The organism is Pseudomonas sp. Sample_16, from assembly GCF_004307665.1.
Classification (GTDB): domain Bacteria; phylum Pseudomonadota; class Gammaproteobacteria; order Pseudomonadales; family Pseudomonadaceae; genus Aquipseudomonas.
Genome location: NZ_RCOB01000168.1, coordinates 18,470 through 41,644, shown reverse-complemented (window position 1 = coordinate 41,644; position 23,175 = coordinate 18,470). Strand labels below are relative to the sequence as shown.

The 23,175-nt window shown below is 60.7% G+C and carries 23 protein-coding genes; 15 read left to right on the top strand and 8 right to left on the bottom strand.

What is annotated here, in order from left to right:
- Positions 1–6 precede the first annotated feature (6 nt).
- From D8U69_RS21615 to D8U69_RS21605, 3 genes are all read left to right on the top strand, one after another.
- Positions 7–765, top strand: coding sequence for a TauD/TfdA family dioxygenase (locus D8U69_RS21615; RefSeq protein WP_130908099.1), 759 nt, complete (start codon positions 7–9; stop codon positions 763–765).
- 66 nt (positions 766–831) lie between these two features.
- On the top strand, positions 832–1,791 hold the full coding sequence (locus D8U69_RS21610) for a diiron oxygenase (RefSeq protein WP_130908098.1): 960 nt from the start codon (positions 832–834) through the stop codon (positions 1,789–1,791).
- 14 nt (positions 1,792–1,805) lie between these two features.
- A complete protein-coding gene (locus D8U69_RS21605; protein WP_130905208.1) occupies positions 1,806–2,606 on the top strand; it encodes an N-acyl homoserine lactonase family protein in 801 nt (266 codons plus the stop codon).
- 115 nt (positions 2,607–2,721) lie between these two features.
- On the opposite strand, the gene D8U69_RS21600 is transcribed toward D8U69_RS21605, so the two are convergent.
- From D8U69_RS21600 to D8U69_RS21585, 4 genes are all read right to left on the bottom strand, one after another.
- A complete protein-coding gene (locus tag D8U69_RS21600) occupies positions 2,722–4,152 on the bottom strand; it encodes a PLP-dependent aminotransferase family protein (RefSeq protein ID WP_130905209.1) in 1,431 nt (476 codons plus the stop codon).
- A 333-nt stretch (positions 4,153–4,485) separates the two neighbouring features.
- Positions 4,486–5,190 (bottom strand): hypothetical protein, encoded by a 705-nt coding sequence (locus D8U69_RS21595; RefSeq protein ID WP_056855119.1) that lies wholly within the window; start codon positions 5,188–5,190, stop codon positions 4,486–4,488.
- 308 nt (positions 5,191–5,498) lie between these two features.
- Positions 5,499–7,019, bottom strand: a complete 1,521-nt coding sequence (locus tag D8U69_RS21590; protein WP_130908097.1) for a HAMP domain-containing sensor histidine kinase — start codon at positions 7,017–7,019, stop codon at positions 5,499–5,501.
- Positions 7,016–7,735 (bottom strand): response regulator transcription factor, encoded by a 720-nt coding sequence (locus D8U69_RS21585; protein ID WP_130905211.1) that lies wholly within the window; start codon positions 7,733–7,735, stop codon positions 7,016–7,018. The genes D8U69_RS21590 and D8U69_RS21585 overlap by 4 nt, the downstream gene beginning before the upstream one ends.
- Before the next feature lie 149 nt (positions 7,736–7,884).
- On the opposite strand from D8U69_RS21585, the gene msrB reads away from it, so the two are divergent.
- Both msrB and msrA read left to right on the top strand, forming a co-directional pair.
- Entirely contained in the window at positions 7,885–8,403 is a 519-nt protein-coding gene (msrB, locus tag D8U69_RS21580; protein WP_056855122.1) for a peptide-methionine (R)-S-oxide reductase MsrB, read from the top strand.
- Positions 8,404–8,445: 42 nt separating this feature from the next.
- Positions 8,446–9,153, top strand: coding sequence for a peptide-methionine (S)-S-oxide reductase MsrA (msrA, locus tag D8U69_RS21575; RefSeq protein ID WP_056855123.1), 708 nt, complete (start codon positions 8,446–8,448; stop codon positions 9,151–9,153).
- Positions 9,154–9,156: 3 nt separating this feature from the next.
- On the opposite strand, the gene D8U69_RS21570 is transcribed toward msrA, so the two are convergent.
- Positions 9,157–10,065: a LysR family transcriptional regulator gene (locus D8U69_RS21570; RefSeq protein WP_056855124.1), complete on the bottom strand. Its 909-nt coding sequence runs from the start codon at positions 10,063–10,065 to the stop codon at positions 9,157–9,159.
- 102 nt (positions 10,066–10,167) lie between these two features.
- Here D8U69_RS21570 and D8U69_RS21565 point away from each other — a divergent pair, with 102 nt between their 5' ends.
- The gene (locus D8U69_RS21565; RefSeq protein ID WP_130905213.1) at positions 10,168–11,358 is read left to right on the top strand and encodes an aspartate aminotransferase family protein; all 1,191 of its coding nucleotides are present in this window, start codon (positions 10,168–10,170) and stop codon (positions 11,356–11,358) included.
- Between the two features lie 226 nt (positions 11,359–11,584).
- Here D8U69_RS21565 and D8U69_RS21560 read toward each other — a convergent pair whose 3' ends face one another.
- Both D8U69_RS21560 and D8U69_RS21555 read right to left on the bottom strand, forming a co-directional pair.
- Positions 11,585–12,079: an adenylate kinase gene (locus tag D8U69_RS21560; protein WP_130908096.1), complete on the bottom strand. Its 495-nt coding sequence runs from the start codon at positions 12,077–12,079 to the stop codon at positions 11,585–11,587.
- A 35-nt stretch (positions 12,080–12,114) separates the two neighbouring features.
- Positions 12,115–14,031, bottom strand: coding sequence for an alkaline phosphatase D family protein (locus D8U69_RS21555; protein WP_130908095.1), 1,917 nt, complete (start codon positions 14,029–14,031; stop codon positions 12,115–12,117).
- Positions 14,032–14,137: 106 nt separating this feature from the next.
- Here D8U69_RS21555 and D8U69_RS21550 point away from each other — a divergent pair, with 106 nt between their 5' ends.
- The 8 genes from D8U69_RS21550 (at position 14,138) to D8U69_RS21515 (ending at position 20,888) form a co-directional block, all read left to right on the top strand.
- Positions 14,138–14,401, top strand: a complete 264-nt coding sequence (locus D8U69_RS21550) for a hypothetical protein (RefSeq protein ID WP_130905216.1) — start codon at positions 14,138–14,140, stop codon at positions 14,399–14,401.
- Positions 14,402–14,508: 107 nt separating this feature from the next.
- The gene (locus D8U69_RS21545; RefSeq protein ID WP_056855129.1) at positions 14,509–15,489 is read left to right on the top strand and encodes a quinone oxidoreductase; all 981 of its coding nucleotides are present in this window, start codon (positions 14,509–14,511) and stop codon (positions 15,487–15,489) included.
- 13 nt (positions 15,490–15,502) lie between these two features.
- Positions 15,503–16,351 carry a TauD/TfdA family dioxygenase gene (locus D8U69_RS21540; RefSeq protein ID WP_130908094.1) on the top strand — a complete coding sequence of 283 codons (849 nt, stop codon included), beginning with the start codon at positions 15,503–15,505 and terminating at the stop codon, positions 16,349–16,351.
- A gap of 87 nt (positions 16,352–16,438) precedes the next feature.
- Complete coding sequence (locus D8U69_RS21535; protein ID WP_056855131.1) at positions 16,439–17,491, top strand: 3-keto-5-aminohexanoate cleavage protein; 1,053 nt, start codon at positions 16,439–16,441, stop codon at positions 17,489–17,491.
- A 91-nt stretch (positions 17,492–17,582) separates the two neighbouring features.
- The gene (locus D8U69_RS21530; RefSeq protein WP_130908093.1) at positions 17,583–18,899 is read left to right on the top strand and encodes an MFS transporter; all 1,317 of its coding nucleotides are present in this window, start codon (positions 17,583–17,585) and stop codon (positions 18,897–18,899) included.
- Positions 18,896–19,558, top strand: a complete 663-nt coding sequence (locus D8U69_RS21525) for a DsbA family oxidoreductase (RefSeq protein WP_130908092.1) — start codon at positions 18,896–18,898, stop codon at positions 19,556–19,558. Before D8U69_RS21530 ends, D8U69_RS21525 begins: the two co-directional genes overlap by 4 nt.
- Positions 19,555–19,881: a Rieske 2Fe-2S domain-containing protein gene (locus D8U69_RS21520; RefSeq protein ID WP_056855134.1), complete on the top strand. Its 327-nt coding sequence runs from the start codon at positions 19,555–19,557 to the stop codon at positions 19,879–19,881. Before D8U69_RS21525 ends, D8U69_RS21520 begins: the two co-directional genes overlap by 4 nt.
- The gene (locus D8U69_RS21515) at positions 19,878–20,888 is read left to right on the top strand and encodes a putative sulfate exporter family transporter (protein ID WP_056855135.1); all 1,011 of its coding nucleotides are present in this window, start codon (positions 19,878–19,880) and stop codon (positions 20,886–20,888) included. The genes D8U69_RS21520 and D8U69_RS21515 overlap by 4 nt, the downstream gene beginning before the upstream one ends.
- Before the next feature lie 237 nt (positions 20,889–21,125).
- On the opposite strand, the gene D8U69_RS21510 is transcribed toward D8U69_RS21515, so the two are convergent.
- Positions 21,126–22,133, bottom strand: a complete 1,008-nt coding sequence (locus D8U69_RS21510; protein ID WP_130908091.1) for an AraC family transcriptional regulator — start codon at positions 22,131–22,133, stop codon at positions 21,126–21,128.
- Between the two features lie 364 nt (positions 22,134–22,497).
- Here D8U69_RS21510 and D8U69_RS21505 point away from each other — a divergent pair, with 364 nt between their 5' ends.
- Positions 22,498–23,064, top strand: coding sequence for an alpha/beta hydrolase (locus tag D8U69_RS21505; protein ID WP_056855260.1), 567 nt, complete (start codon positions 22,498–22,500; stop codon positions 23,062–23,064).
- Positions 23,065–23,175: the final 111 nt, after the last annotated feature.

Below are 23,175 nucleotides of genomic sequence, written 5' to 3'. Positions count from 1 at the left end.
TTCGCCATGTCAGATCAAGGGATAGTCGCGTCTACACCTTATGTTTCACTGGGCCATCGTCATCAACAATTGTCGGCGCAGGGCTGGGCGGTGCTCACCCCCGGGGAATTTGCTCACGATGTTGTAGGAACACTGCACGAGTTCGGTCAGGTCATTCCGCAGTTCAACGGTCAGGTCGCCTTCGCCATCACCCGCAAACCAGGGTATGAAGCGTTGCCGTACTCCCAGAGCATGAACGGCATCGGCCCGCACACCGAAGCGCCGGTCTATGGCCCGCCGCCCCGTTATCTGGCGTTGCATTGCCATAAACAGGCGACCTGCGGTGGCGGGCACACGGGGCTGGTGGACGGTTATGAATTTCTCAAGTCCCTCGAGCGCTCCGAACCGCAACTGCGCGAATGGCTCGACGACACGCCCGTGGAGTTTGTCGCCACCGCCAAGCCTGGCGAGCCGGCGCAAACCCGAGTCAGGGAGTACATCCTCACCCCGACCGAAGACGGCGATATTTTTCGCTTCAGCTACAACCAGTTTCACTATGGCGACGTGAACCCTTCGAAGGAAGCGTTACAGCAGTCGCAGGTCGCCAACGGCACGTCGCCACTGGCCAGGTTTGCGGCGCTCGGCGAGGCCTACTTTGTCGAGCACAACACCCCGGTGCTGATTCCCGACGGGTGCCTGCTGATTTGGGATAACTGGCGGATGATTCACGCCCGCAGCCGATACACTGACCCGGCGCGCAACCTCACCCGCTACTGGCTGGCCTGATTTTTCCGTCGCCCTTCATTCTTCAGGCGCACCCCTCGCGGGCGCGCTTCTTACAGGTATTGCGTCATGCAAACAGCAATCGAGATTGCCCAAGTCGATCATCAACTGATCGTTCGGCTCAATCAGGCCTGGACCAAACGCGCCACGGTGTGTGCGCCGGACAAAGCCCAGGTCAACGAAGTGTTCGATCCGTCGCGCCCTGATTATCCAGAATGCATGGTGCCGTTTTTCCATCACCCGGCATTCCAGTCCTTGAGTGATGAACTCAAAAGCAGCGTGGTGACCTGGGGCTGGATCGGCTACAACCTGCGCACCGTGACCGCCGAGGAACACGTGGTGAATCCGGCGCTGAGCGTCATCGCCAATCAGTACCTGGGCAAGGACGACTGGCATTTTCGCGAGGCCATGCAACAGACGCTGATCGACGAGCACTACCACACGCTGATGCACCTGCGCGCTATCGAACGAACAAAACTTGACCGCGCACTGGATCAGGATCTGGACTTGCCGCCGTCAGTCACTTACCTGCGCCTGAAAACCTTGTGCGAAGAGCTGCCTGAGCAATGGCAACGGGACTTGGCGGCGATCACGTTCGCGGTGGTGGCCGAGATCAGCGTCAATGCCTACCTCGACCTGCTGGCGGATGACCAGACCATCCAGCCACAAAACCGCCGCGTCGCCGAACTGCATAACCGCGACGAATATGCCCACAGCAAGGTGCTGGCCGAGGTGGCCAAGGTCATGTACGCCAATATGCAGCCAGTCCAGCGGGAGTTCTTCGCACGCAACCTGTCGGTGGCGCTGAGTGCTTTTATCGCCCAGGACTACTCGATGTGGGAGGCGATCCTGACGCAATTGGGCGTCGAGGACGCGGCGTTGATCATTGCCGACACCCGCGAGAGCAACAAGAACGCGACGATCATGCGCGACTACAGTGGCCTGCATAAACTGGCCCGCGATCTGGGCATCAGTGAGCAGATCGACTTTGATTTCCGTCCAACCCTCAAAGCCGCAGCAGCGGCCTGAATCCGGAGGTGTGCATGTCCGTTCCCGAGTACGAAGTGTTCGCCATCCGCGTCGGCGCCAATGCCCAACGCACCGCCCGAGAGAATTTTCTCTACGACGCCTGCTGCGGCGATCCGAATGCGCCGATGCCGCTGGATTATTACTTCTGGGTCATCCGCAACGAGCAACAGGTGATCGTGGTCGACACCTGTTTCCAGCCGGCTACGGCGGATCGCCGCAATCGCCAGATGTATCGCCTGCCGGAAGAATCCCTGCGCCAACTGGACATCGATCCGGCGCAGGTCGAGCACCTGATCCTCACGCATTTGCATTGGGATCATGCCGGCAATCTGGGGTTGTTTCCGAAAGCCACGGTGCATTTGCAGGAGGCTGAATTGCGCTTCTGCACCGGGCCGAAAATGGCCCATCACACGGTGAATAAAACCTACGAAGTCGAGGACGTGATGTCGGCCCTGCCACCGCTGTTCGAAGGGCGGATGCGTTTGCACAACGGCACGGTTGAAGTCATGCCCGGCGTGACCTTGCACGCCGTGGGCGGCCACACGCCGGGCAGTCAGGTGGTGCGGGTCAATACTGCGCGTGGTTGGATTGTGCTGGCGTCGGATGCCGCGCATCTGTGGGTCAACATTCGCCAACGCAGCCCGTTTCCGATCATCGATGACCTGGCGCAAAGCCTTGAAGCGTTCAGTGAAATCGACCGCCTGGCCGACAGCGAAGACCACGTCATCCCCGGCCACGACCCGCTGATCGCCGAGCGCTTCCCGCACTGGAATGATGACCCGCATATCATCAGCCTGCACCAGACCCCGATCTAAAGCTCACCCCTGACCTGTAGGAGCAAGGCTTGCCCGCGATAGCGGTGTGTCAGACACAGCAATGTTGCATGTGCTGACGCCATCGCCGGCAAGCCGTGCTCCTACAGGGGTTGGATCAGCCCTGAAGTTTGAGCAGGTTCCCCAACGTCCCCAGTGCCTCATCGATCCGCGGCGAATACGGCGTCCCACAGCCAATACGCAGAAAATTCCTGAACCGCTTGGCGTTGGAAAAGATATCCCCAGGTGAAATCTGGATGCCGACGTCCAGCGCTTCATGAAAAAGCGCCATGGACGAATACTGCACAGGCAATTCCACCCACAGCAACGTGCCACCCTGCGGATTGGTCACTCGGGTACCCTCGGGAAAGTAGCGCAGGATCGCTGCGCTCATTTGCTGGCGCTGTTGGGTCAGGGTTTTTCTCAAACGTCGCAGATAGCGCTCGTAGGAAGGTGTGCCCATGAACGCACTGACCGCCAGCTGTGACAGCTTCTCGCAGCCGCGGGTCTGGGTGTGCTTGAGCATTTCCACGCGGTCGTGCCACTTCCCCGCACTGATCCAGCCCAGGCGCAGGCCCGGGGCCAGGGTTTTGTTCAGCGAAGCGCAATAGATCACATTGTCGCTGCGGTCCCAGTGCTTGAGGGTGGACAGCGGTTGCTCGGTGTCCACCAGGTCACCGTAGGTGTCGTCCTCGATCAGCACCGTATCGTGCTCGGCGCAGAGTTTCACCAGTCGGGCCTTGTGGCTGTCGGGCATGATGCTGCCCAGCGGATTGTGCAGGTTGGGCATGACGATCAGCGCCTTGATCCGCTCCGGCCCTTGCAGCAAATGTTCAAGGGCCGGCAGATGAATTCCCGCATGGGGCGAAGCGGGGACTTCGAGCACCCGCAGGTTCAGGCTTTCGAGAATTTGCAGCAAGCCGTAGAAGGTTGGCGATTCCACGGCCACGGTATCACCGGGGTGGGTCACGGCACGCAGGGCCAGGTTGATCGCTTCGGTGGCGCCGTTGGTGATGACAATGCGTTCGGCTGTCAGATGGGTCTTGGCGGTCAGCATTCGGCGGGCAAGGACGCTGCGCAGCGTACTGTTGCCGCTGGTCGAACCGGTGGTGTCGAGCAGGTGCTGATCCTGGCGCAAAGTCTTGATCATGTTGTCCTGCAAGGTCTTCAACGGATAGAGCTGAGGTGCGCAATAGGCGCTGGCCAGATTGACCTTGATCGTCGCCCGCTGACTGGCTTTGAGCACCGCTGACACTTGCTCATGGATGCCGACATACACCCCGCTATCCAGCGGCGGGAGCAGGGTGATCGGCGCGGATTGTTTTGGCGTATCCGGCTGGCGAATGTAATTGCCCGAGCGCGGTCGCGCTTCCAGCACGCCATAGTCCTCAAGCTCCCGGCACACCTGCACGGCGGTCGACAGGCTGACGGCGTGTTTTTCCATCATCAGCCGTATCGAAGGCAGGCGCTCGCCGGTTTTCAGGGTGCCGCTACGGATCGCGTCCAGATAATGATTGGCCAGCTGACGGTAGAGAGGGAGCGTGTTCATGATGACCTCGGCAGTCGCACCGCTGAGGTCTTGGGCTGGAAACTGAGTTGACGCTTCCCGCAGACGGACCCGTGGTGCAGAAGGGGGAAGGGAAGTGGTGTTCTGGCGTTGATACTGGAAGAGTAATCGGGGATTCGCCGCAATCGCGGGCAATAAAAAGCCCCGCACGAGGGCGGGGCGCTAAGTGAGTCGCTGAGGTGACTGTGGCGATGGAGCTGGCTTGTGCTTGAGTGCGCTGCACTCACGAAAATCTGTAAGTGCCGTCAAATTCCGGGGGCCGCTGCGCAGCCCGACGCGAGCCAGCTCGCTCGCCACAAATAATGGGGTATCAGGTTATTGAGCGGTGATGCTATAGCCGTCGAACGCCGTCTGCTGTTGCAGGGCGGTGATGATGTTCTTGCGGTTGACCGCTTGTTCGCTGCCGGCATTGTCCAGGAATGTCTCGTTTTCCAGCTCGGCTTCATCGCCTTCGCCAACAAAACTGAAACCGAGGAATTCCAGGGCTTCACGGTCGACGCTCAAACGCGAGCGCGGGGTGCGCAGCGGCAGCGTCACACTCATGCCGTCCTTGCTGATGGTGAACACTTCGACTTCTTTCTTGGCCTTGGCAGCCTTGCTCTTGCCACCGCTCGGGTTGCTGATGGCCTGGTGGGTCTGGTTCAGCACTTTCAGCGCCAGGCCGTAGACAATTTCCTGGAACGCCGGGTCATCCTTGAAGCTGGACAGGATGCGGCTGATCGGGAATTTGCTGCTCAGGTCTTCGAGCGCGGCGATGTCGGCGGCTTCGGCGTCCTTGAGCTGCTTGAGCTGGCCCATCAGTTCGTACGCCTTGTCATCGTCGAAGCTGTCGTGGGCCTGACGGATCGCGGCGCGCAGCTCGCGGATCTGGTCGCTTTCGCGGGTGGACTGGAAAGCGTCCAGCACCATCTCGCTGATGGTTTTGGCCTGGGGCACGTGTTGTGAAAGATTGATGGAGTTTTCGTATTCCGCTTTGGACGACAAGGTGACTACGGATTCAGCGGTATTGGAATCGGACATTGAAATTTCACTACTTTTTTCAGCTTGAATAGGGGCGAGAAAGCACGGGGGCTTTTTCAGGTCGCCTAATCTATTGGACCGGGGCGGCGTTGTCACGGAGCAACGGGCGGTTGGTCGTTTTTTTGCCTTGCTGGATAATCGCGATCCCCTGTAGGAGCGAGCCTGCTCGCGATGTGATCGTTCCCACGCTCTGCGTGGGAATGCAGCCCGGGATGCTCCGCGTCCCTGCCAGAGCCGAACGCGGAGCGTCCGTTGAGGCATTCCCACGCGGAGCGTGGGAACGATCAAAATCGCTGGCAAGCCAATTCTCAAGCCTGCCCCGGTGTATTGAGGTTCATCGAACGCACCGCCAACGCAGTCGCTGTCTCTTCATCAATCGGCAACGAAAACCGAAAGGTCGCCCCGCGTCCCGGCACATCGATCAACTGGATCTCGCGCCCGTGCAATTGCAGGATGCGATGCACGATTCGCAAACCCAACCCGCCATCACGCCGTGCGCCGCCGATATTGAATGGGCGCAGGAACAACCCGTCGCGCAATTGCGGGGCAATCCCCGGTCCTGTATCGCTGACGGTCACTTCGATAAACGAGCCTTGCGGGCGCAAGCCAAGTTCGATTTCGCCACCTTGTGGGGTATGGCGCAGAGCGTTGTCGAACAGGTTGGTCAGCACCCGTTCGATCAAGCCGAGATCCGCGCACGCCACCGAGACGTTCGGGGCAAAGGTGGCCTTCAATTCGACCTCGCGCGCTTCGGCGGTGAGCTCGAACTTCTGGAAAATGTCCTGGGCCAGATCGGTCAGGGAAAACCGCTCCAGCACCGGCTGCACAAAACCATGTTCCAGCCGCACCAGCTCCAGCAGTGATTGCGCCAGCCCACCGACCTTGCGGCTCTGATCCAGCGCAATGCCCAGATAACGGCGGCGATCGGCGGGGGACAGCGTCGCGTCCTTGAGCGACAGGGTTTCCAGATAGCCGTGCAGTGAGGCCAATGGCGTGCGCAAGTCATGGGAGATATTGGCCACCAGTTCACGGCGCTCCTGATCCTGGCGGGTCAGCGAGCGCCACTGCTCGCCGAGGCGTGCCTGCATCTGCCGGAACGTGGCGTCGAGGATGGCAATTTCATCGTGGCTGGCGGTTTTTTCTACGGTAACGGGCAGGGCCGGGGTGACCGGGACGCCGTCAATGTCGAACTGGCTGACGGTTTCGGTCAAACGGCGCAACGGCCGGGTGATCAGGGCAAACGCGGTGAGACCGGCAATCAGGCACAGCAGCGCGACCAAACCGATGGACAGCAGGGCGGTGTTGAGTGCGGCACTGGTGGCACCGCGTTCGGCCAGCCGATCGTGGTCTTCGCCGAGCAGGACCACGTAGAGGTAACCGGCGGGTTTGCCATCGACCTTCAGTGGCGCGGCGCTGAATACTTTGCGGGTATCCACACTGCGCGGATCGTCACCGAGAATCGGCAGTGCATCGCCCCGCAGCAGGCGCTGGATCGGTGCCAGATCAACTTTCTCCCGACGAATCCGGCCCTCGGGCGCGGCGCTGCCAACAATCCTGCCTTCGGTATCGAGCAGGTACACTTCGACACTCGGGTTGACCTGCATCAGCTTGCTGAACAGATCGCGCACCGCATTGGGCATCAGTCCCTGGGTGTCCATCAGCACCGTGTCATTGGCGATGTGTTGCGCCAGGTCGCGGGACAAGCCTTGCACCACTTCCTGTTCATGCATCTGGTTGGAGCGCACCTGCATCCACGCGGACGTGCCGCAGCACACCAGCAACAACACGGCGAACACCAGCGACAGGCGCTGTGTGAGCGTCAACCTCATGGCTGCGGTTCCTCCCCGGTGGCGAATTTGTAGCCACGCCCCCATACCGTGAGGATGCGCACCGGTTGCGCCGGGTCAGTCTCGATCTTGGCGCGCAGGCGATTGATGTGGGTGTTGACCGTGTGCTCGTAGCCTTCGTGGCTGTAGCCCCACACGGCATTGAGCAGGTCCATGCGCGAGAACACCTTGCCGGGCTGACGGGCGAAGAAGTACAGCAAGTCGAACTCACGGGGTGTGAGGTCCAGCCGCCGACCGTCCAGAGCCACTTCGCGGGTGATCGGGTCGATGGCCAGGCCGTCGATGTTCAGGCTGCCGGCGTCCATCTTCAGGTTGCGCGCCATCGCATCGACCCGGCGCAACAGGGCTTTGACCCGCGCCACCAGTTCCAGCATGGAAAACGGCTTGGCCAGGTAATCATCGGCACCCAGTTCGAGGCCGAGGATCCGGTGCACTTCGCTGGAGCGAGCGCTGGTGATGATGATTGGCGTGTAGCGGGCCATGGCCCGGGCGCGGCGGCAGATTTCCAGGCCATCGACACCGGGCAGCATCAGGTCGAGGATCAACGCATCCCAGTTGCCTTGCTGCAACAGGCGCATGCCCTCATTGCCATCGGCACTGTGGACCACCTCGAATTGCTCATCACGCAGATGCAGGCAAATGAGGTCGGCGATGTGCGTATCGTCCTCGACCACGAGGACGCGTTTAGTCTGTTCCATCCAGCTCAATCCTTCGGCGCAATGAGCGCATTGTGCGGGTTTTCCAGCGCCCGAGTTATCACGAATTGTTTAACTTACCGTGAGGATTTGGCGATCACCCAAAGCCTAGGCTGTGTTCCATGAAACACCCCTGGTTTTGGGAGACAAGCATGTTTTCACGACGGCAATTTCTTGTAGCGAGCAGCGGGCTCGGGGTCACGGCCCTGGCGATCGGCCTGTTGCCGAAGTTATCCACAGGCTCGGCGTTGATCAGCGAGGTCAACGCGGCCGAGGCGTTCGAAGTGACCCACACTGATAGCGAATGGCACGCGATCCTCAGCGACGAGCAGTACGAAATCCTTCGCGAAGAAGGTACCGAACGCGCCTACAGCAGCCCGCTGAACAACGAACACCGTGACGGTACGTTCACCTGCGCCGGTTGCGATCTGCCGCTGTTTTCCTCGGCCACCAAGTTCGACAGTCGCACCGGTTGGCCGAGCTTCTGGGCACCACTGGACAAGGCTGTGGCCACTCGACAGGACCGCACTTTCGGCATGGTCCGCGAAGAGGTGCATTGCCGACGTTGCGGCGGGCATTTGGGCCATGTCTTCGATGACGGCCCGAAACCGACAGGCCTGCGTTATTGCATGAACGGACTGGCGATGAAGTTCGTGCCCAAAACCGTCTGATTTTTGCCTGCCTGCCCTTTGAAACATTCAGGAGTTGCTTTCATGAAAAACCTGCTCACCTGGCGTCGTGCGCTGCTGGCCCTGGCCACCGTTAGCGTTATCGGCCCATGCTCGGCGTTCTCCTTGGGTGGTGCCGAAGAAGCGGTGGTGATTGCGCCGCCAGCGCTCGATGAAGTCACTCAGGCCCGCAGCGCAACCGCGGTGTTCGCCGGCGGTTGTTTCTGGGGCGTGCAAGGGGTGTTTCAACACGTCAAAGGGGTGAAGAATGCGGTTTCCGGTTACGCCGGTGGTGCAGCCGACACGGCACAGTACGAGCGCGTCAGCGACGGCAATACCGGCCATGCGGAATCTGTCGAAGTGACGTACGACCCGAGCCAGGTCAGTTACGGCACCTTGCTGCACATCTACTTTTCAGTCGCCCACAACCCGACCGAACTCAACCGCCAGGGGCCGGACACCGGGACTCAGTACCGTTCGGCCATCTTCACCAAAAGCGCCGAGCAGCAAAAAATCGCCCAGGCCTACATTGCCCAGCTCGACGCGGCCAAGTCCTTCAACAAACCGATCGTGACCAAGCTGGAAAGCTACAACGGTTTCTACCCGGCCGAAGAAGAGCATCAGGACTTTCTCACCGAGCACCCGACCTATCCTTACATCGTGATCAATGACCTGCCGAAAGTGGCGCAGCTCAAGCAGCTGTTTCCCGAGCGTTATCAGGAAAAACCGGTGCTGGTGAAGGAGGGGAGGTAAGCGTCAGGAGTGCTTGCCCCACTTCTGTACCGCGAATTCAACGAAACGGCGCAATTTCGGCAAACGGTGGCGATCCTGCGGGTAAACCAGATGCATCGGACGGCTGGGCGGGCAGTAATCCGGCATCAATGCCAGCAGGTTTCCTTGCCGCAGGTCTTCTTCGACCAGCGCGTCGGGCATCATCACGATGCCCATACCCGTCAGCGCCGCCTGATGCAGGCCGGCCGAACTGTTGATCAGCATCGGCCCGCTGACTCCCACGCTGACTTCGCCATCAGGTCCGGCCAGACGCCATTCCTTTTGCACCGACTGCCAGTCATCCCCGGCCGGATAGGCAAACGACAGACAATCGTGCTGTCGCAGGTCTTCAGGTGTTTGCGGTGTGCCCCGGCGGGCCAGATATTGCGGCGAGGCGCACATGGTCAGGGTGTAGTCGATCAGCGGGCGGGCGATCAGGTTTGAGGGTTCCAGTGCGCCGAGTCGAAACGCCACATCCAGGCCGTTCTCCAGAAGGTCCGGACGGCGGTTGGTCAGCACCACATCAAGCTTCACCCGCGGGTTTTGCAGGCTGAACTCACTCAGCGCCGGTGCCAGCCGCTCGGTGCCGAAGGTCAAGGGAGCGGTGATGCGCAAGATGCCGCTCGGTTCGTCGAGGGCCTGTTCTGCAAGCCGCTCGGAATCCGCCACCAGTCCCAACACTTCCAGACAACGCTGGTAATACGCGGCACCGAATTCGGTCAGGCGCTGACGCCGCGTGGTGCGGTGCATCAGGCGCACACCCAGACGCTGTTCCAGTGCCTTGAGGTGATTGCCGACCATGGTCGTGGACATTTCGCACTGAAAAGCCGCGGCGGTCATGCTGCCGGTTTCCACCACTTTCACGTAAACACTCATTGCCTGGAATAAATCCATTATCAAGCTCGGCTTTTAAATGATTGAAGTTTTGAGGCGTTTATCCAGCTCAGGTGGCTAACCATACTGCAAAAACACCGACCCTTGCTGGAGCTTGATGTCATGACCGCCGCTTGCCTGATGAGCACTTACCAACCCTTGGCCCTGAGTTTCAACAAAGGCCTGGGCACACGCCTGTGGGATCAGGCCGGTCGTGAGTATCTGGATGCGGTGGCCGGGGTGGCGGTGACCAACGTTGGCCATTCCCACCCGAAAATCGTTGCCGCCATCAGTGAACAAGCCGGATTGCTGCTGCATACGTCCAACCTCTACAGCATCGACTGGCAACAACGGCTGGCGCAAAAATTGACGCGGCTGGCAGGGATGGACCGGGCGTTCTTCAACAACTCCGGGGCCGAGGCCAACGAGACGGCGCTGAAAATCGCCCGGTTGCATGGTTGGCACAAAGGCATCGAGCAACCGTTGGTGGTGGTCATGGAGAACGCTTTCCATGGTCGGACCCTCGGCACGTTGTCCGCCAGTGATGGCCCGGCCGTGCGTCTGGGCTTCAACAAATTGCCGGGTGATTTTGTCAAGGTGCCGTTCGGCGACCTGCAAGCGCTCGACCAGGTGCAGCAAGCGCATGGCTCGCGGATCGTGGCGATCCTGATGGAGCCGATCCAGGGCGAAAGCGGCGTACAATTGGCGCCGCCCGGTTACCTCAAGGCGCTGCGCGAACGGTGCAACCGGCGTTCATGGTTGCTGATGCTCGACGAAATCCAGACCGGGATCGGTCGTACCGGACAGTGGTTCGCCTTTCAGCACGAAGGCATCGTGCCGGACGTCATGACCCTGGCCAAAGGCCTCGGCAACGGCGTGCCCATCGGTGCCTGTCTGGCCCGTGGCAGGGCCGCAGAGCTCTTTACCCCGGGCAGCCACGGCAGCACGTTCGGCGGCAATCCGCTGGCCTGCCGCGTCGGTTGCACCGTGCTGGATATTGTCGAAGAACAAGGGCTGCTGGAGAACGCCCGGCTTCAAGGGGAGCATTTGCTCGAAAGATTGCGCACAGAATTGGCGGGCCATCCGAACGTCGCGCAGATCCGCGGTCAGGGCCTGATGATCGGCATCGAACTGAAACAACCGATCCGCGACCTGAGCCTGATCGCCGCCCGGGACCACGGCTTGCTGATCAACGTCACACGCGGACAAATCATCCGCCTGCTGCCACCGTTGACCATCGATGAGCGGGAGGTGGAGATGATTGTCAGGGGCGTGAGTCGGGCGATTTCGCAAGTGTTCGAGCGATTTGAGTAATCGTTCAGCGTTGGCTTTGGAGCTTAAAAGATAAGTCGTTTCATCGAACACTTCGGGACTGTCCAGAGTTTTCTTGTTCCTCTTCCTACGATTCAGCAACCACTGGAGAACTCGCATCACCCGCTCCTCATTCAGATAGACGCTGAGTATCGAATGCCCTGACAAGAGACGCTTCTGTAAGAGCTGTAGTCCCGTTCCGATTTGGAGAAAGACGCTGAAAGAATGATCAATGCGGGTTTCGAACCGCACTGAGGAAGTCCGTGATTTCAGTCTGAGTGGTCAACTGGATTCGGAAACCGGCAAATCCGTCCAGCAACCGCTGATGCGCCACAAACCCACTGGACCCATCACGTATTCGATAGCTTGCGGCCCACTCCAGCAACGCCATCGATCGCTCGTCGTCGTTGACTTCGCGCTGGCGGATATTGGCGAGGCAAACCTCATCTTCAATGCACAACCAGATCAGCGCTGTTGCGCGGTGCAGCAGTTCGCTGATGATCCAGCCATAAACCCCTTCGATCACCCAGCAGGGATCATCGGCGACGATGCGCGCCATGCTCAGGGCTTCGGCGCGGGGGCGGGGGATGCTGTGTTCATCGGATAGCCAGTGAATCTGATCGAGATCGACCCATGGCACGCACAATTGCTCGGCGAGCCGTTGCGCCAGCCAGCTCTTGCCGGAACCTGAGTTACCGATGATCAGGGTTCGGGTGAGGTCCATGAGCGACACCAAATGAAATGGAAATCAGCCGGTTTTCAATCTTCTGTCTCGGGAGCCACCATGCGTGTCTTTGGGGAGCCATTGGCGTTGTGCTGATAAATTTCCTGCGGCTGTCCTTGTTCATTGAAGAACACCTGGCCGATGCCGGCGCAATTCCACAGTCGTTCACCTGCTTCAGCATGCTCCGGAACGTGCGGCACGATGCGCATGCGCCGACGTTTGGTCAGCCAGTTCAGCGGTGAGCGCGGTGAATACAGCCAGCGGTTGAGGCGGTCGAACCATTCCAGCAACGTGGGCGGAAATTCATTCTTGATGCCGCTGCTGGTGATCTGCCAGATACGCGGCCCAGCCTTGCGATGGCGAATCAGCACTTCGTAGACGAAGGAATAATGCACATCGCCCGACAGCACCACGTAATTACCCGGTGTGCGCGAGTGGCGGAAAATGTTCAGGATCACCTGGGCCGCGCCGCGATGGGCCATCCAGTTTTCCGCGTCCACCAGCAGCGGATAGCCGAACCAGCTGAACACCCGTTGTACCGTCTCGATCAGTTTCACGCCGAACACTGGCGCCGGTGAAACGATGATCGCCGACGGATGATCCAGCAGCTCCTGTTGCAGTTCGCTGAGGGCCTCCCAGTCGAGCAGGCCCGAGGGTTGCTTGAGGTTCATCTCGCTGCGCCAGCGTCGGGTGCGGGTGTCGAGCACGACCATGGCTGGCGTGGTGGGCAGCACGTAATGCCAATGCTGGAAACGCAACAGTTCATCGATCAACCGGTCCTGGACGTCGCTGTCGAGATAGCGGTCTTGCCCGGTGTCGCTGAATGCGCAGGCCTTCTCGACGACATCGACAAAGGCGTCCGGATTGTTGCCCCAGCCCTGGCACAGCATGTAGGCGATCAGCGCATTACCGATGATGCGTCTGGAGAACGGATGGCCGTAGGCCGTTTCTTCCCATTGCGCAGAGAGGTTCCAGTCATCGGTGATGTCGTGGTCGTCGAAAATCATCAGCGTCTGCACGTGCGCCAATGCCCGCGCAACGCGGCCCAGACCAGCCTTGAAACCGTCGATGCGCACCTGTTCCAGCGCATAGCGTTCACGACGTTCCTTGATCAGTTTTGGCGGCTTTGGCGCGATCAGCGACCATGGGGTCGGCGACCAGACCAGCAGGTACATGGCCATGACTTCGGCGAACGTCACCAGATGATTGTCGGCACTGCTGCTGGTGAAAATCGGCTTGCGCGCACCGCCGAAAAAGCGATCGCGCAGGGTTTCGTTGCTCTTGAGTGCCGGCAGCAAATCGGCGCGGTGGTAGTAGCACGCCGCGTGGCCGTACAGCTCGGCGCTGTCGCTGACCACGGCACCTTGCAGATGCTCGCCGAACAAACCCAAGCGCTCGATAAGGCCATGAATCGCCCGCAGCATCGGCCCGGCGACATCGTCGGCGTACACCTGATCGCCACTCATCATCAGCAGCGCCGGACGATCCTTGGCTTCGTGTGCTTGCGCCAACAGGTTGTCGACGCACAGCAAGCCGTCGGTCGCCGGGTGATGGGGCTTGCGGCAGGAACCGTGCAGCAACTGATCGATGCGCGAGCGCAGGACGAAGTTCGGACAATCCGCCTCGCTGTAAAGCAAATGCGGCGCCCAATCGGCGATGCCTTTGCCGTCTTCCAGCAGCAGGTCGTATTCGATACGTTGATCAAAGGGCAGGGCAGCGTCCAATGACACATCGATCAAATGCACGAAGGCGTGCGTGCCCACCGCAATCACCGTGCAATGCCCGGCGTCGAGACGGATATCGGCAACGCCCTGCAAACGCAGGGTCAGTTCCAGCGCACGGGACCCCACCAGCCACATCACCAGTCGTGTGGGCTCCAGCCGCCGCAGCAGCGGGCCGGCGAGGACCGGGGGCAGGGATTGAGCGTCGGGCAGGGGCAGCGTTGCGGACATCCGGGGTCAAGACTCTTGAGGGCTCAGAGGCGGGCGATGATAGCGCAGGTGGCGGCGGGACAGGCTATTGTGGGTGTCAGAACATCTCGATTGGAAAGGGTCTGCCATGAACAACCGTATCCTGCCGGCACTGGCCATTTTGCTGCTGGTGCAATCCCCGGCCCATGCCATCAACGACAAGTACCGCCAGCAGCTGGAGAAGTCCGGTTGCACCCAGGTGAGCGAGTTGCAGGGCTGCGATATCCACAAGACCAAGGCGGAAAACGCCAAGGCCGGATTCAGCAACCCGGCCGTGCCTGCCGCTGGCGAAAAGACCAAGGAACCGAGCACTGGCACCCAGGAGGGAGCCGCCCCGCCTGTCACCAAATGAAAAGCCATTGTCGTCTGATGAGAAGCGTCTCAACAGGCCTGGTCCTACAGTCCAATCAGCGCAATTCGATGCAACACGCCCATATTGCAGATTGGAGAATAAGAAAAATGGCTAAAGCCGTACGCTTTTACGAAACCGGTGGTCCTGAAGTCCTGCGTTATGAGGACGTTGAAGTCGGCGACCCCGGTCCGGGCCAGGTGCGTCTGCGTCATGTGGCGGTCGGCCTGAACTATGCCGACACCTACTTTCGCAATGGCACTTACCCGATCCCGATGCCCAATGGCATGGGGGTTGAGGCGTCCGGCGTGGTCCAGGCCATCGGCGAGGGGGTGACCAATGTCCAGGTGGGGGATCGCGTCACTTACACCGGTTTCCTCAACACCCTCGGCGCCTACAGCACCGAGCGCCTGATTCCGGCCGCGCCGCTGATCAAGTTGCCGGAAACCATCAGTTTTGAAACCGCTGCCGCCATGACCATGCGCGGCCTGACGTCTTCGTACCTGATGCGCCGCATCTACGACTTCAAGGAAGGCGATAGCATTCTGCTGCATGCCGCTGCCGGTGGTGTGGGCCTGATCGTTTCGCAGTGGGCCAAACTGCTGGGCCTGAACGTGATCGGCACGGTCTCGACCGAGCAAAAGGCTGAAATCGCCCGGGCTCACGGTTGCGACCATACGATCAATTACAGCCATGAAGACGTTGCCGCTCGCGTTCGCGAACTGACCGACGGTGTGGGCGTCAACGTGGTGTTCGACAGCGTTGGCAAGAACACCTTCATGGGTTCGCTGGATTCGTTGAAACCCCGTGGCCTGATGGTCTGCGTGGGTACGGCGTCCGGGCCGATCCCGGCCTTCGACCCGGTGATGCTGGCGATGAAAGGTTCGCTGTTCCTGACCCGCCCGGCCCTGGCCAACTACATCAGCGACCCGGCGGAAAAGGCCGAGCTGGCCGGTGAGTTGTTCGACCATGTCGGCAGCGGCCGGATCAAGATCGAGATCAACCAGCACTACGCCTTGCAGGATGCGGTGCAGGCGCACCGTGATCTTGAATCGCGCAAGACTACCGGCTCGTCGATTTTCGTCATTTAAGGAGCTGCCAGCCATGAAAGTCGAACAATTGACCTGCAGCATCGGTGCCGAGCTGACCGGCGTAAACCTGGCCGACGCGGTGCACGACGACGGTCTGTTTGCCGAAATCCGTGCCCAGCTGCTCAAGCATCGAGTGGTGTTCATGCGCGATCAGGACATCAGTCGCGCCGAGCACGTGGCTTTTGCCCGGCGCTTCGGAGAACTGGAAGATCATCCGGTGGCCGGCAGTGATCCGGAGCATCCCGGGCTGGTGCAGATCTACAAGAACCCCGACCAGCCGATGGACCGCTACGAAAACGCCTGGCACACCGATGCCACCTGGCGCGACGCCCCGCCGATGGGTTGCGTGCTGCGCTGCGTGGAGTGCCCGCCGGTGGGCGGCGATACCATGTGGGCCAACATGGTTCTGGCTTACGAAAATCTGCCGGATGATGTGAAAGTGAAGATCGCCGACCTGCGCGCCCGTCACAGCATCGAAGCCAGTTTCGGCGCGGCCATGCCGATCGAGAAGCGCCTTGCGCTGAAGGCGATGTACCCGGACGCCGAGCACCCGGTGGTGCGCACACATCCGGAAACCGGCGAAAAGGTGCTGTTCGTCAATGCCTTCACCACTCACTTGAGCAATTACCACACCCCTGACCGGGTGCGTTTTGGCCAGGACGCCAACCCTGGTGCGGGCGAGTTGCTGCGTTACCTGATCAGTCAGGCATATATCCCTGAGTATCAAGTGCGCTGGCGCTGGAAGCCCAACAGCATCGCCATCTGGGACAACCGCAGTACCCAGCATTACGCCGTCATGGATTACCCGCCGTGCCATCGCAAGATGGAGCGCGCCGGGATCATCGGCGACAAGACTTACTGATCCACCGCCTCTGCATTCGCTCTCGTAAACACGCCTGCCCGGCGCGACCCCGGGTGGGCGGGACAATCATAAGAACTGGAGTAAACCATGCAATTCTTCGACGATTCCCTGCACCCCGAAAACATGGAAAAAGTGGTTATCACCGTGGCCCCGTACGGCCCGGAGTGGATGCCCGAAGATTTCCCGGAAGACATCCCGCTGACCATGGACGAGCAAATCCACAAAGCGGTCGAGTGCTATGAAGCCGGCGCCACGGTCCTGCACTTGCACGTGCGGGAACTGGACGGCAAAGGGTCCAAGCGCCTGTCGAAGTTCAACGAACTGATCGCCGGTGTGCGTGCCGCCGTGCCGGACATGATCATTCAGGTCGGCGGCTCGATTTCCTTCGCCCCGGAAAGCGACGGTGAAGCGGCCAAGTGGCTGTCCGACGACACCCGCCACATGCTGGCCGAGCTGACGCCGAAACCGGATCAGGTCACGGTGGCGATCAACACCACCCAGATGAACATCATGGAACTGCTGTATCCGGAATACCTGGAAGGCACTTCCCTGGCCAACCCCCTGTATCAGGCTGCCTACAGCGAAATGACCGTGCCGGCAGGTCCGGCCTGGGTCGCCGAACACCTCAAGCGCCTGATGGCCAATGGTATTCAGCCGCACTTCCAGTTGACCGGCATGCACGCCATGGAAACCCTCGAGCGCCTGGTGCGCCGTGGTGTCTACAAAGGCCCGCTGAACCTGACCTGGATCGGCATCGGCGGTGGTTTCGACGGGCCGAACCCGTTCAACTTCTTCAACTTCATCCACCGCGCGCCGGACGGTTGCACCCTGACCTCCGAATCGCTGCTCAAGAACGTCATGCCGTTCAACACCATGTCGATGGCCATGGGCATGCACCCGCGCGTGGGCAACGAAGACACTATCATTGATCACAAGGGCGAGCGTTTCGGCTCGGTGGCGCAGATCAAGCAAACCGTGCGCATTGCCCACGAACTGGGTCGCGAAATCGCCACGGGCAAAGAAGCCCGTGAGATCTATCGCATCGGTGTGCAGTACGACAGCATCGAGGAAACCCTGTTGGCCAACGGCATGGCGCCCAACCGCAAGGCCGGGCAGAAAGGCGTGCCGCAACGCGGCTGACCGACACGGCGAGCGAGCGGCCGTGACCGCTCGCTCGACGCACTGCTACACGCTTGATAACAACAATAAAACAAAGCTTTGAGGAGGCTGCATGGCCTTTCACCCAATCGCCGACGATGACGACTCCGGTGGAGTCGTTGTTGCGCGTAAATATGCCTGGATCGTCTTTGCCCTGACGTTCGGCCTGTTGATTTCCGATTACATGTCGCGCCAGGTACTGAACGCGGTGTTCCCGCTGCTGAAAAGCGAGTGGGCGCTGAGCGACGGCCAACTCGGCCTGCTCAGTGGCATCGTTGCGCTGATGGTCGGGCTGCTGACGTTTCCGCTGTCGCTGATGGCCGACCGTTTCGGCCGGGTCAAGAGCCTGGCGCTGATGGCGATGCTCTGGAGTCTCGCGACCCTTGGCTGCGCATTGGCCCAGGATTACCAGCAGATGTTCATCGCGCGTTTCATGGTCGGCGTCGGCGAGGCAGCCTATGGCAGCGTCGGCATCGCCGTGGTGATTTCGGTGTTTCCGAAACACATGCGTGCCACCCTGGCCAGTGCCTTCATGGCCGGTGGCATGTTCGGCTCGGTGCTGGGCATGGCGCTGGGCGGGGCCATCGCCGCCAAACTGGGCTGGCGCTGGTCGTTTGCCGGCATGGCGCTGTTCGGCCTGGTGCTGGCGATGCTTTATCCGCTGATCGTCAAGGAAGCACGCATTGCGCCGCAACGCGCCGCCAAGGCTGTCGCGGTGGTCAAGCGGCCGTTGCGCACGTTGTGGTCCAGCCGTTCGGTGGTGGCAACTTACGTCGCCAGCGGCTTGCAATTGTTCGTCGGTGGCACGGTGATGGTGTGGATTCCCAGCTACCTCAATCGCTACTACGACATGCCCACCGACAAGGCTGGCGGCATGGCGGCGATCATCGTGTTGTGCAGCGGCGCGGGGATGATCCTGTGCGGCATGCTCAGCGATCGCCTGTGCCGTCACTCACCGGAGCGCAAGGTCAGCCTGGCCATCGGTTTTTGCCTGGGCAGTTGCCTGTTGCTGTCAGCAGCATTTGCCTTGCAAGCAGGGCCGTTGCAACTGGCGCTGATCTGCCTGGGCATGTTGATCGCCACCGGCACCACCGGCCCATGCGGCGCGATGGTTGCCAACCTGACGCATTACTCGGTCCACGGCACGGCGTTCGCCACGCTGACCCTGGCCAACAACATGCTGGGCCTGGCACCGGGGCCGTTCATCACCGGCCGGGTGTCCGATCTCATCGGTTTGCACGCCGCGTTTCAACTGGTGCCGCTGGTCAGCCTCGCGGCAGCAGCGGTGTTCTTTTATGCCAAGTGTCATTACCACAAAGATATTGCCCGCCTTCAGGGTCAGAGCGTGCCTGACCCCGTTCGTGAAGCCGGGATAGAGGTGAAGTTGTGAGTCGTCGTTTACGTATTGATGTGTTTTTCGATTTCATCTGCCCCTGGTGCCTGATCGGCAAACGCCAACTGGAGCATGCACTGGTGCAGTTCCGCAGTCGTCATCCGGATGTGCAGATCACCACGGCGTGGCACGGTGTGCAGTTGCTGCCGCAGTTGCCGGTGGAGGGTGAGCCATTCGCCGATTTCTACCGCAAGCGCTTGGGCAATGCCGACGCCATGACCATGCGCCAGGCCCAGGTACAGGAGGCTGCCAGGGCGGTTGGACTGGCGATTGATCTGAGCCGCATCGAAACGATGCCCAACACTGCCGACGCCCATCGCTTGTTCCAGCGTGCCACGGCGCTGGGCAATGCGGCTCAGCGTGAAATGTTGCTTGAACGCCTGTTCGCCGGCTATTTCCAGAGACGCGAAAACCTCGGTGATCGCGAGACCCTGCTCGCCATTGCCCGCTCTTGCGGCCTTGACCCGGACACCCTGGTCGACTGTCTGAAAGGAGACGCCACACCGTTTGCAGCGCCACCGGAGGCGACCAGTGGTGTGCCGAGTTTCCAGTTCGACCAGCGCGTGACCGTCATCGGTGCACAACCGGCCCAGGCGCTGCTCGGGGCGATGAACGAAGCCCTCAAGCACAGTGAGCGCGAGCGGCAGCCGGCATGACCCGACGCATTCCCGTACCTGCTGGCAAACACCCGCAGGCCGGTGGCCGTGCGCTGTTCGAATTCGAAGACAAAAGCCTGGCGTTGTTCAACGTCGACGGGCAGTTGTTTGCCATCGACGACAGCTGTCCGCATCAGGGCGCCTCGTTGTGCGGCGGGCGCCTTGAGGGCTGCGTGATTCAGTGTTGCGCCCATGGCCTGCGATTCGATCTGCGCAGCGGCTACATGCTCAATTCCACGTTGGTCAAAGTCACCCACTACCCGGTCGAGATCATCGACGACCAGGCGTTTATCGTCATCACTTGCGAGGAGTCCGCGCCATGAGCGCCATCGCTCTCACCCGTATCCACAGTCGCACGCGCGAACTGGCGCCGGGGCTTATCGTCAGCCTGATCGTGGCGGCCGCCGCGTCGTTCCTGTCCGAGCATTACGGTGCGCCGGTCATGCTGTTTGCCTTGCTGCTGGGCATGGCCCTGAATTTTCTGGCCGATGACGGCCCGTGCAAGGCCGGTGTCGAGTTCACCGCCCGTACAGTGCTGCGCATCGGGGTCGCACTGCTGGGCATGCGCATCACCCTGGAGCAAATGGCGGCGCTGGGCTGGAAGCCGATTGCGCTGGTGGTGATTCTGGTGGTGGTGACCATTGGTGTGTCAGTGATCGCGGCCAAGGCGTTGGGCTTCCAGCGCCTGTTCGGCATGCTGACCGGTGGGGCGACGGCGATCTGTGGTGCTTCGGCGGCGTTGGCGCTGGCGGCGGCGCTACCCAACCATCCGCAAAAGGAGCGCGCTACGTTATTCACGGTGATTGGTGTCTCGGCGTTGTCGACCCTGGCAATGATTGTCTACCCGATGATTGCCAACTGGCTGGAGTTGTCGCCGCAGGTGGCAGGTGTATTCCTCGGCGCGACCATTCACGATGTCGCGCAAGTGGTCGGCGCCGGTTACAGCATGTCCACCGAAACCGGTGACACGGCCACGGTGGTCAAACTGATGCGCGTGGCGATGCTGCTGCCGGTGATCGTCACCGCCGCGATGATCACCCGCATGCAGGGCGCCGACCCGACCGGCAAGCGCCCGCCATTGCTGCCGTGGTTTGCCGTCGGTTTCCTGATCCTGGCCTGCATCAACAGCACCGGCTGGGTGGCGCCGGCGGTGCAGGGTTCGGTCAATGAATTGTCGCGCTGGTGCCTGGTGGTTTCCATCAGTGCCCTGGGCATGAAGACCCGCTTGAAGGAGCTGGCAGCGGTCGGGATCAAGCCGATTTTGCTGATGGTGGGGGAGACAGTATTCCTCGTCGTGCTGGTGTTGTTGCTGCTGCGCTGGGGTTTCTAGGATTCACACAGAGCGCTCGATGCAACCAGCCACGAAACCCGTAGGAGCAAGGCTTGCCCGCGATAGCGCCGGGTCAGGCGCCATTGATGCCGGATGTGCCGGCCTCATCGCGGGCAAGCCTTGCTCCTACAGGGAGAGGGTTGTTTATCGAGTTTTCGGACAGCCACAGAGAAATGAATGCTGATTTCGCTCTTTGCGGCGACCGTGCCAGCGGTCGCCGTTTTTTTTTGCCTGCTGTCAGGACGGTTTCTGTTTCTGCGCCCGCCACGTCGCCGGCGGCATGCCGAACTGGCTGATGAACCACCGCGTGAACGAACTTGCCATCGAATAGCCGAGCATGTCGGCAATACGGCTCAGCGAGTAGTTCGGGTTGTCCAGATAACGCAGCACCAGATCGCGGCGCACATCGTTGATCACGTCGTTGAACGCACAGCCGTCGTCCTTGAGGCGACGTTGCAGGGTGCGCACGTTCATGCCCTGGCTCTGCGCGACTTGCTCGATGGTCGCGCGGCCCATGGGCAGCAGCAGGTAAATGGCTTTGCGCACTTCGAACAGCATCGAGGTGCCATCGTGGCTTTGCAAAGAATCGAGATAACTTTGGGCGTAGCGGGCCATGGCCGGGTCGGCGTTGGGGTTGGTCATGTCGAGGCTGGCATCTGAGCAGACGATGCCGTTGAACTCACTGCCGAATTCCAGGGTGCAGCCGAACAGCCGGCGATGCAGTTGCAGGTTGTCCGGTGCCTTGTGCATGAAGTTGACGCTGTACGGGTGCCAGTGCGAACCGAGCAGCGCCGCGCACAAGCGGAACATCACACCGATGGCCAGCTCGGTGGCCTGGCGGCTGGGCATCGGCGTTTCGGTGACGACTTCTTCGCGGATGATCACCATCTTGCCGGCCTCTTCAATGAAGATCGCCAGCGAATCGTTCATCAGGTGCCGGTAATGCACCACCACCTGCAAGGCATCGCGCAACGTGCGCTGATGGCTGAGCAACAGGCTGACCACGCCGAAGTCCGAAAGCTGGCGCGACTCGGCCATGCTCAAGCCGAACGTCTGGCAACCACTGGCGGCGGCCGAGTCTTCCAGCAAGCGTACGGCGGCGTCGATCGGAATGCGATGCTCGGGGGCTTGCAATTGCGCCCTGCTCAGGCCGACGGCGGCCAACACATCGCGCGGGTTGAATCCCAGGTACTGGGTGACCTCCAGGTAGTTGGTCAGTACAGCAGCGCGAACAAGCTTGGGCATGCGTAGGTCTTCCCTGGGCCGATGGCTTCTTTTTCTGATGGGCGGGCGTGGCGACTATATCCAGCGCATCGACCGTTGAACAGTTGTCTTGTTGGCGATGGACATCACGCTGGCGGGCGTTGAATCAGCGCTGCTTGCGCGAGCAATCCAGGCTCATCCGTTGATTACAGTGACCCTGCGCCAACCTGTGGGGTTATTCGACCAGCGGTCGAGGCGATAAAGTGTCGGACAATTTGTCATCAAAAGAAAAGTGCCTGACGTCCAATGTAAAGCGCCTCGAGTGGGCGCTCTTTAATGTCGACCCTACAAAAAGCCTCTGGCGAAAACAGCCAGTCGAGATATCGAGAAAGCGAAGGTGTTGACCGTGGACAAATTGCAAACTGCCGCCACCGTTCTGATCGTACCGGGCCTGCGCGAGCACGTTGCCGAGCATTGGCAAACGTTGCTGCAAGCCAAGCTCGCCAAGGTACGTAGCGTCCCGCCGCTGGAGACCGACAAGCTCGATTGCGGTGCTCGCGTACGGGCTATCCAGCACGAACTGGAGCAGATCGACGGCCCGGTGATTCTGGTAGCCCACAGTGCCGGCGTGCTGATGGTCGCGCATTGGGCGGCGCAGTACAGCCGTCCAATCAAGGGCGCATTGCTGGCCGCGCCACCGGACCTCGATGCAGTCTGGCCGGCCAACTATCCCTCTTCGGAAACACTCAGCAATCAAGGCTGGAATCCTCTGCCACAAGGCCCGCTGCCATTCCGCAGCATCGTGGCCGGCAGCACCAACGATCACCTGGCCAGTTTTTCCGCCGTGACCCGCATGGCTGAAAACTGGGGCGCCGAATTGCTCGATCTGGGCGATGTCGGCCATCTCAATCCGGCCGCAGGATTTGGCCACTGGGCGCAAGCCGAGGCACTGATCCTGCGATTGGACCAATAAAACAGGACCGCTAATACAGGAACCGGCAGGCATCACGTCAGCTGGCATTTGCCCTCACTCCTGAAAACGCAGACCCGAAGAGGAATGCGCGAGGGCGGCTGCGCTTAAAAC